This is a genomic window from Shewanella sp. SM74 (assembly GCF_025653725.1).
Taxonomy (GTDB): Bacteria; Pseudomonadota; Gammaproteobacteria; order Enterobacterales; family Shewanellaceae; genus Shewanella; species Shewanella oncorhynchi.
Genome location: NZ_JAKKRZ010000062.1, coordinates 1 through 6486, shown reverse-complemented (window position 1 = coordinate 6486; position 6486 = coordinate 1). Strand labels below are relative to the sequence as shown.

The window sequence follows — 6486 nt, the reverse complement described above, 5'->3', positions numbered from 1 at the left end:
AAGAAATTGGGCTTAATGCCGAATACAATAAAATAAAACAGCCAACCCTTGAGGCTCTTATGCGCCAGAATTTACCAGTGACGGGTCGAAACTTAGAACTCCCAAAAGATACCAATATTCTTTCGACTACCTCCCCTCAAAGCCATATCACGCACGGCGGCCGCAAAAACTGAGTGCAACACCTGACCTTTCCGGTACGGTGCTGCCACTATGTCCTATCACGAACTCAGTATCCCCGAACGTGCGACCCTTCAACTCGGCCTTGCCCAAGGTTTCAGCCAGCGGCGAATTGCCCGGATGCTCGGCCGCTCCCCCTCGACCATCAGCCGGGAGCTGCGCCGCAACCGGGCCCCTGGCACCCGCTACCAGGCCTGTGCTGCCCAGCAGCAGATGCAGGTCCGCCGCCAGGTCTGCAGGCCTCAGTGCAAGCTGCTGCCGGGCAGTGAGCGCTTCGAGCTGGTCGTCCATATGCTGCGTGAGGGTTTGTCTCCCGAGCAGATTGCCGGCAAGCTGCGCAGCATGAACATACCCAGCCTCAGAGAGGCCTACGTCTGCCGCGAGACGATCTATAACGCGATCTACGCCCTGCCGGTCGGTGGCCTGCGCAAGGAGCTGATCATCTGCCTGCGCCAGGGCAAGACGAGTCGCAGGCCGCGCTCTGGCGGCGTCGATCGGCGCGGCCAGATCCCTGAAATGCTCAGCATCCACGTGCGCCCGCCGGAGGTCGAAGACCGGCTGATGCCAGGCCATTGGGAGGGCGACCTGATCAAGGGCAAGGCCAATGCCTCGGCGGTGGGCACCTTGGTGGAGCGTACCAGCGGCTACCTGATGCTGATCAAGATGGCCGACGCGACGGCGACCTCGGCGCTGGAGGGCTTCAGTGCGGCGCTCAATGGCATGCCGCTGGCGGTGCGCAAGAGCATGACCTACGACCAGGGCCGGGAGATGGCGCGGCACGCCGAGATCACCCAGCGGACCGGGGTGGCGATCTACTTCTGCGACCCGCACAGCCCCTGGCAACGCGGCAGCAATGAGAACATCAATGGACTGATCCGCCAGTACCTGCCCAAGGGCACGGACTTGTCGGTGCATAGTCAGGAAGCCCTGGACGCCATCGCTTTGCAACTGAATATGCGACCGCGCAAACGCTTCGACTTCAAATGCCCGATCGAGGTGATGGGCGAAGTGATGCAAGAAGCCGTGGTGATGCGGCATGATGCTCCCGCTTCAATTCAATAACCGTGTTGCACTCAGATCCTGCAACCAGCTATTATGATGGACACACCAAATAACTCACTGCATGAGGCAACCCATGAAAAAGCAATTAAAAATAATTCTGCTCGCGTCCCACCTGGCTCTGTTTGGCGCGGGAGTTGGGCTAGGGATCTATATACTTCCGATTTTGACAGCACAAGAAAACGCCACCATCGCCGAAATTGAAGAAGTGCAAAAGGTGGCAAAGTATAGCGGAGAGTTCAAGAAAGATCAGAAAGGCAGCGACGCCCTTCACTGGGCGAATGGACAACTTTTTGTTACGGATAACGAAATTGTATTTAAAGGTGATGTAGCACCTGGTCCAGACTACAAAATTTACCTGACAAAGAAACAAGCCACCGACAAAGAATCGTTTTTGGACATAAAGAAAGAAGCAATTCTGATTGGCGAATTGAAAAACTTCGGGAATTTCAAGAAAACCATTCCTGCAARCGTCAACGTCAACGAGTTTACAACGGTCCAAATATGGTGCGAGCATTTCTCTAAGTTCATCGGCTCCGCAAAATATCAGTAAACAAGCTTAAACTTGGATCTTGCCTGTTCACGAATAACATGCGCCTCATGCCAATGGAAATTAAAGTCTTGCCGGGCATGAGGCCTCCCCTCCACGTCTAGATTCTTGAAGTCAAAATTGACCTCAACCGACCCTCAGACACTGACTACGATGCCTGCATACCCTGAAGCGGTTCACCAGATGGGCTTGCGACAGAGATAAGTACGCGCCAACCTCAGATGCCGCTAAGGCTCTATACGCCGCCTTATCGGAATGGGTGGAATTTTGCGCGCGAGCGTCTAATGTTATCCAAGAGCGAGGGCTCTGATTAGTCCCGTCTCCCATGAAGATTCGCAGACTAAGACCCCTATTAAATCTGTAACATTTCGCTAGTTGGGGTCGTCTCAGAATTCGGAAAATAAAGCACGCTAAGGCGTAGTCACCCCGTGACTCCCCCGCGCCGATGCAGCGAGCTTCGTTCCGTCTTGCAGTGACGCAATCAGCGGGCAGGAAACGTTCCCTTTCCGCGCATGGCAGGCGCACACCAGTTCAGACAGCACGGCCTCCATGCGTGCCAAGTCGGCCATCTTCTCGCGCACATCCTTGAGCTTGTGCTCGGCCAGGCCGCTGGCTTCCTCGCAATGGGTGCCATCCTCCAGCCGCAGTAGCTCGGCGATTTCGTCCAGGCTAAAGCCCAGCCGCTGGGCCGATTTCACGAACCGCACTCGTGTTACATCCGYCTCGCCATAGCGGCGAATGCTGCCATAGGGCTTGTCTGGCTCCGGCAGCAGGCCCTTGCGCTGGTAGAACCGGATGGTCTCCACATTGACCCCGGCCGCCTTGGCAAAAACGCCAATGGTCAGATTCTCAAAATTAATTTGCATATCGCTTGACTCCGTACATAACTACGGAAGTAAGCTTAAGCTATCCAAACCAAATTTGAAAGGACAAGCGTATGTCTGAACCACAAAAGTCTGAACCACAAAAGTCTGAACCACAAAAGTCTGAACCACAAAACGGGCGCGGCGCGCTCTTCGCCGGTGGGCTGGCCGCCATTCTTGCGTCGGCCTGCTGCCTGGGGCCGCTGGTTTTGATCGCCTTGGGGTTCAGCGGGGCATGGATCGGCAACCTGACGGTGCTGGAACCCTATCGCCCGATCTTCATCGGCGCAGCGCTGGTCGCGCTGTTTTTCGCCTGGCGGCGCATCTACCGCCCGGCGCAAGCCTGCAAACCGGGTGAGGTCTGCGCGATTCCCCAAGTGCGAGCTACTTACAAGCTCATTTTCTGGATCGTGGCCGCGCTGGTCCTGGTCTCGCTCGGATTTCCCTACGTCATGCCATTTTTCTATTAATCACAGGAGTTCATCATGAAAAAACTGTTTGCCGCCCTCGCCCTCGCTGCCGTTGTTGCCCCCGTGTGGGCCGCCACCCAGACCGTCACGCTGTCCGTGCCTGGCATGACCTGCGCCTCTTGCCCGATCACTGTCAAGCACGCGCTTTCCAAGGTTGAGGGCGTGAGCAAGACCGACGTAAGTTTCGACAAGCGCCAGGCCGTCGTCACCTTCGACGATGCCAAGACCAACGTCCAGAAGTTGACCAAGGCGACCGAGGACGCGGGCTATCCGTCCAGCCTCAAACGCTGATCCGTTAACCGAACTCGGGAGCGACACATGGGACTCATCACGCGCATCGCTGGCAAAACCGGCGCGCTCGGCAGCGTCGTTTCCGCGATGGGCTGCGCCGCCTGTTTTCCTGCCATCGCCAGCTTTGGCGCGGCCATCGGACTGGGCTTCTTGAGCCAGTACGAGGGGCTATTCATTGGCATCCTGCTGCCGATGTTCGCCGGCATCGCGTTACTCGCCAATGCTATCGCTTGGCTCAATCATCGACAGTGGCGACGCACGGCGCTCGGCACGATAGGCCCGATCTTGGTGCTGGCAGCGGTGTTTTTAATGCGGGCTTACGGCTGGCAGAGCGGTGGACTGCTCTATGTCGGCCTGGCCTTGATGGTTGGGGTGTCGGTCTGGGATTTCATCTCGCCAGCACATCGCCGCTGCGGGCCGGACAGCTGTGAATTGCCAGAACAACGTGGCTGACGGCAACAGCCGTAGCCACCACAGAAAAGGAAAAATACATGACCACCCTGAAAATCACCGGGATGACCTGCGACTCGTGCGCGGCTCACGTCAAGGAAGCCTTGGAGAAAGTGCCCGGCGTGCAATCGGCGCTGGTGTCCTATCCGAAGGGCACAGCGCAACTCGCCATTGAGGCGGGCACGTCATCGGATGCGCTGACTACCGCCGTGGCCGGACTGGGCTACGAGGCAACGCTTGCCGATGCGCCACCGACGGACAACCGCGCCGGCCTGCTCGACAAGATGCGCGGCTGGATAGGGGCCGCTGATAAGCCCAGTGGCAACGAACGCCCGTTGCAGGTCGTCGTCATTGGTAGCGGTGGAGCCGCGATGGCGGCAGCACTGAAGGCCGTCGAGCAAGGCGCGCAGGTCACGCTGATTGAGCGCGGCACCATCGGCGGCACCTGCGTCAACGTCGGTTGTGTGCCGTCCAAGATCATGATCCGCGCCGCCCACATCGCCCATCTGCGCCGGGAAAGCCCATTCGACGGCGGCATGCCACCCACACCGCCGACGATCTTGCGCGAGCGGCTGCTGGCCCAGCAGCAGGCCCGTGTCGAAGAACTCCGTCATGCCAAGTACGAAGGCATCCTGGACGGCAATTCAGCCATCACCGTTCTGCACGGTGAAGCGCGTTTCAAGGACGACCAGAGCCTTATCGTTAGTTTGAACGAGGGTGGCGAGCGCGTCGTGATGTTCGACCGCTGCCTGGTCGCCACGGGTGCCAGCCCGGCGGTCCCGCCGATTCCGGGCTTGAAAGAGTCACCCTACTGGACTTCCACCGAGGCCCTGGCGAGCGACACCATTCCCGAACGCCTTGCCGTAATCGGCTCGTCGGTGGTGGCGCTGGAGCTGGCGCAAGCCTTTGCCCGGCTGGGCAGCAAGGTCACGGCCCTGGCGCGCAATACCTTGTTCTTCCGTGAAGACCCGGCCATCGGCGAGGCGGTGACAGCCGCTTTCCGTGMCGAGGGCATCGAGGTGCTGGAGCACACGCAAGCCAGCCAGGTCGCCCATATGGACGGTGAATTCGTGCTGACCACCACGCACGGTGAATTGCGCGCCGACAAGCTGCTGGTCGCCACCGGCCGGACACCGAACACGCGCAGCCTGGCATTGGAAGCGGCGGGGGTAGCCGTCAATGCGCAGGGGGCCATCGTCATCGACAAGGGCATGCGCACCAGTAGCCCGAACATCTACGCGGCCGGCGACTGCACCGACCAGCCGCAGTTCGTCTATGTGGCGGCAGCGGCCGGCACTCGTGCGGCGATCAACATGACTGGCGGCGATGCGGCCCTGGACCTGACCGCAATGCCGGCCGTGGTGTTCACCGACCCGCAGGTCGCCACCGTGGGCTACAGCGAGGCGGAAGCACATCACGACGGGATCGAGACCGACAGTCGCCTGCTAACACTGGATAACGTGCCGCGTGCGCTTGCCAACTTCGACACACGCGGCTTCATCAAGCTGGTCATCGAGGAAGGTAGCGGACGGCTCATCGGCGTGCAAGCGGTGGCCCCGGAAGCGGGTGAACTGATCCAGACGGCGGTGCTCGCCATTCGCAACCGTATGACCGTGCAGGAACTGGCCGACCAATTGTTCCCCTACCTGACCATGGTCGAAGGGCTGAAGCTCGCGGCGCAGACCTTCAGCAAGGACGTGAAGCAGCTTTCGTGCTGCGCCGGATGAGGAAAAGGAGGTGTTCAATGAGCGCCTACACAGTGTCCCGGCTGGCCCTTGATGCCGGGGTGAGCGTGCATATCGTGCGCGACTACCTGCTGCGCGGATTGCTACGGCCGGTCGCGTACACCACGGGCGGCTACGGCTTGTTCGATGACACCGCGTTGCAACGGCTGCGCTTTGTACGGGCTGCCTTCGAAGCGGGTATCGGCCTGGACGCACTGGCGCGGCTGTGCCGGGCGCTGGATGCTGCGGACGGTGACGGTGCGTCTGCGCAGCTTGCCGTGTTGCGGCAACTCGTCGAGCGTCGGCGCGAGGCCCTGGCCAGCCTCGAAATGCAACTGGCCGCCATGCCAACCGAACCGGCACAGCACGCGGAGAGTCTGCCATGAACAGCCCAGAGCACTTGCCGTCTGAGACGCACAAACCGATCACCGGCTACTTGTGGGGCGCGCTGGCCGTGCTCACCTGTCCCTGCCATTTGCCGATTCTCGCCATTGTGCTAGCCGGCACGACGGCCGGCGCGTTCATCGGGGAGCACTGGGGTATTGCAGCCCTCACGCTGACCGGCTTGTTTGTCCTGTCTGTGACGCGGCTGCTGCGGGCCTTCAAGGGAAGATCATGACCGCTTCCCAGCCAGCCGAGAGTGGGCAGCTTTGAGCTTCGCTACCAATCTGGAGGAGTACCACCATGAACGCAAACGCCCCGAACACTGCCAGTTGCACCACCTGCTGCGTATGCTGCAAAGAAATTCCGCTCGATGCCGCCTTCACCCCGGAAGGCGCGGAATACGTCGAACATTTCTGCGGGCTGGATTGCTATGAACGCTTCCAGGCACGCGCCAAGGCCGCGACAGAATCTGACATTGCGCCTGTCCCTGGCGGTTCGCAGCCGTCAGATTGAGGCAT

Annotated in this window: 10 protein-coding genes; 9 read left to right on the top strand and 1 reads right to left on the bottom strand. The window is 59.9% G+C overall.

Annotated elements, in window-relative coordinates:
- Positions 1 to 210: 210 nt before the first annotated feature.
- The gene (locus L5M49_RS24675) at positions 211 to 1239 is read left to right on the top strand and encodes an IS30-like element ISShes10 family transposase (protein ID WP_011711660.1); all 1029 of its coding nucleotides are present in this window, start codon (positions 211 to 213) and stop codon (positions 1237 to 1239) included.
- A 73-nt stretch (positions 1240 to 1312) separates the two neighbouring features.
- Positions 1313 to 1789: a DM13 domain-containing protein gene (locus L5M49_RS24670; protein ID WP_263266976.1), complete on the top strand. Its 477-nt coding sequence runs from the start codon at positions 1313 to 1315 to the stop codon at positions 1787 to 1789.
- Positions 1790 to 2196: 407 nt separating this feature from the next.
- Here the strand turns inward: L5M49_RS24670 and merR are convergent, their stop codons facing one another.
- Entirely contained in the window at positions 2197 to 2652 is a 456-nt protein-coding gene (gene merR, locus L5M49_RS24665) for an Hg(II)-responsive transcriptional regulator (protein WP_263266975.1), read from the bottom strand.
- Between the two features lie 71 nt (positions 2653 to 2723).
- Here merR and merT point away from each other — a divergent pair, with 71 nt between their 5' ends.
- The 7 genes from merT (at position 2724) to L5M49_RS24630 (ending at position 6481) form a co-directional block, all read left to right on the top strand.
- Positions 2724 to 3119 (top strand): mercuric ion transporter MerT, encoded by a 396-nt coding sequence (gene merT, locus L5M49_RS24660; RefSeq protein WP_001294653.1) that lies wholly within the window; start codon positions 2724 to 2726, stop codon positions 3117 to 3119.
- A gap of 15 nt (positions 3120 to 3134) precedes the next feature.
- Complete coding sequence (gene merP / locus L5M49_RS24655; protein WP_000732275.1) at positions 3135 to 3410, top strand: mercury resistance system periplasmic binding protein MerP; 276 nt, start codon at positions 3135 to 3137, stop codon at positions 3408 to 3410.
- 27 nt (positions 3411 to 3437) lie between these two features.
- Positions 3438 to 3863: an organomercurial transporter MerC gene (merC, locus tag L5M49_RS24650; protein ID WP_000522996.1), complete on the top strand. Its 426-nt coding sequence runs from the start codon at positions 3438 to 3440 to the stop codon at positions 3861 to 3863.
- A 38-nt stretch (positions 3864 to 3901) separates the two neighbouring features.
- Positions 3902 to 5587 carry a mercury(II) reductase gene (merA, locus tag L5M49_RS24645; RefSeq protein ID WP_263266974.1) on the top strand — a complete coding sequence of 562 codons (1686 nt, stop codon included), beginning with the start codon at positions 3902 to 3904 and terminating at the stop codon, positions 5585 to 5587.
- A gap of 17 nt (positions 5588 to 5604) precedes the next feature.
- Positions 5605 to 5970, top strand: a complete 366-nt coding sequence (merD, locus tag L5M49_RS24640; RefSeq protein WP_001277466.1) for a mercury resistance co-regulator MerD — start codon at positions 5605 to 5607, stop codon at positions 5968 to 5970.
- Complete coding sequence (merE, locus tag L5M49_RS24635; protein WP_001087807.1) at positions 5967 to 6203, top strand: broad-spectrum mercury transporter MerE; 237 nt, start codon at positions 5967 to 5969, stop codon at positions 6201 to 6203. Before merD ends, merE begins: the two co-directional genes overlap by 4 nt.
- A 65-nt stretch (positions 6204 to 6268) precedes the next feature.
- Positions 6269 to 6481: a DUF3330 domain-containing protein gene (locus tag L5M49_RS24630; RefSeq protein ID WP_000993245.1), complete on the top strand. Its 213-nt coding sequence runs from the start codon at positions 6269 to 6271 to the stop codon at positions 6479 to 6481.
- Positions 6482 to 6486: the final 5 nt, after the last annotated feature.

Coding starts and splice junctions, on each gene's coding strand:
- L5M49_RS24675 (WP_011711660.1), top strand. CDS start 211: ATGTCCTATCACGAACTCAGTATCCCCGAACGTGCGACCCTTCAACTC.
- merT (WP_001294653.1), top strand. CDS start 2,724: ATGTCTGAACCACAAAAGTCTGAACCACAAAAGTCTGAACCACAAAAG.
- merP (WP_000732275.1), top strand. CDS start 3,135: ATGAAAAAACTGTTTGCCGCCCTCGCCCTCGCTGCCGTTGTTGCCCCC.
- merC (WP_000522996.1), top strand. CDS start 3,438: ATGGGACTCATCACGCGCATCGCTGGCAAAACCGGCGCGCTCGGCAGC.
- merD (WP_001277466.1), top strand. CDS start 5,605: ATGAGCGCCTACACAGTGTCCCGGCTGGCCCTTGATGCCGGGGTGAGC.
- merE (WP_001087807.1), top strand. CDS start 5,967: ATGAACAGCCCAGAGCACTTGCCGTCTGAGACGCACAAACCGATCACC.
- L5M49_RS24630 (WP_000993245.1), top strand. CDS start 6,269: ATGAACGCAAACGCCCCGAACACTGCCAGTTGCACCACCTGCTGCGTA.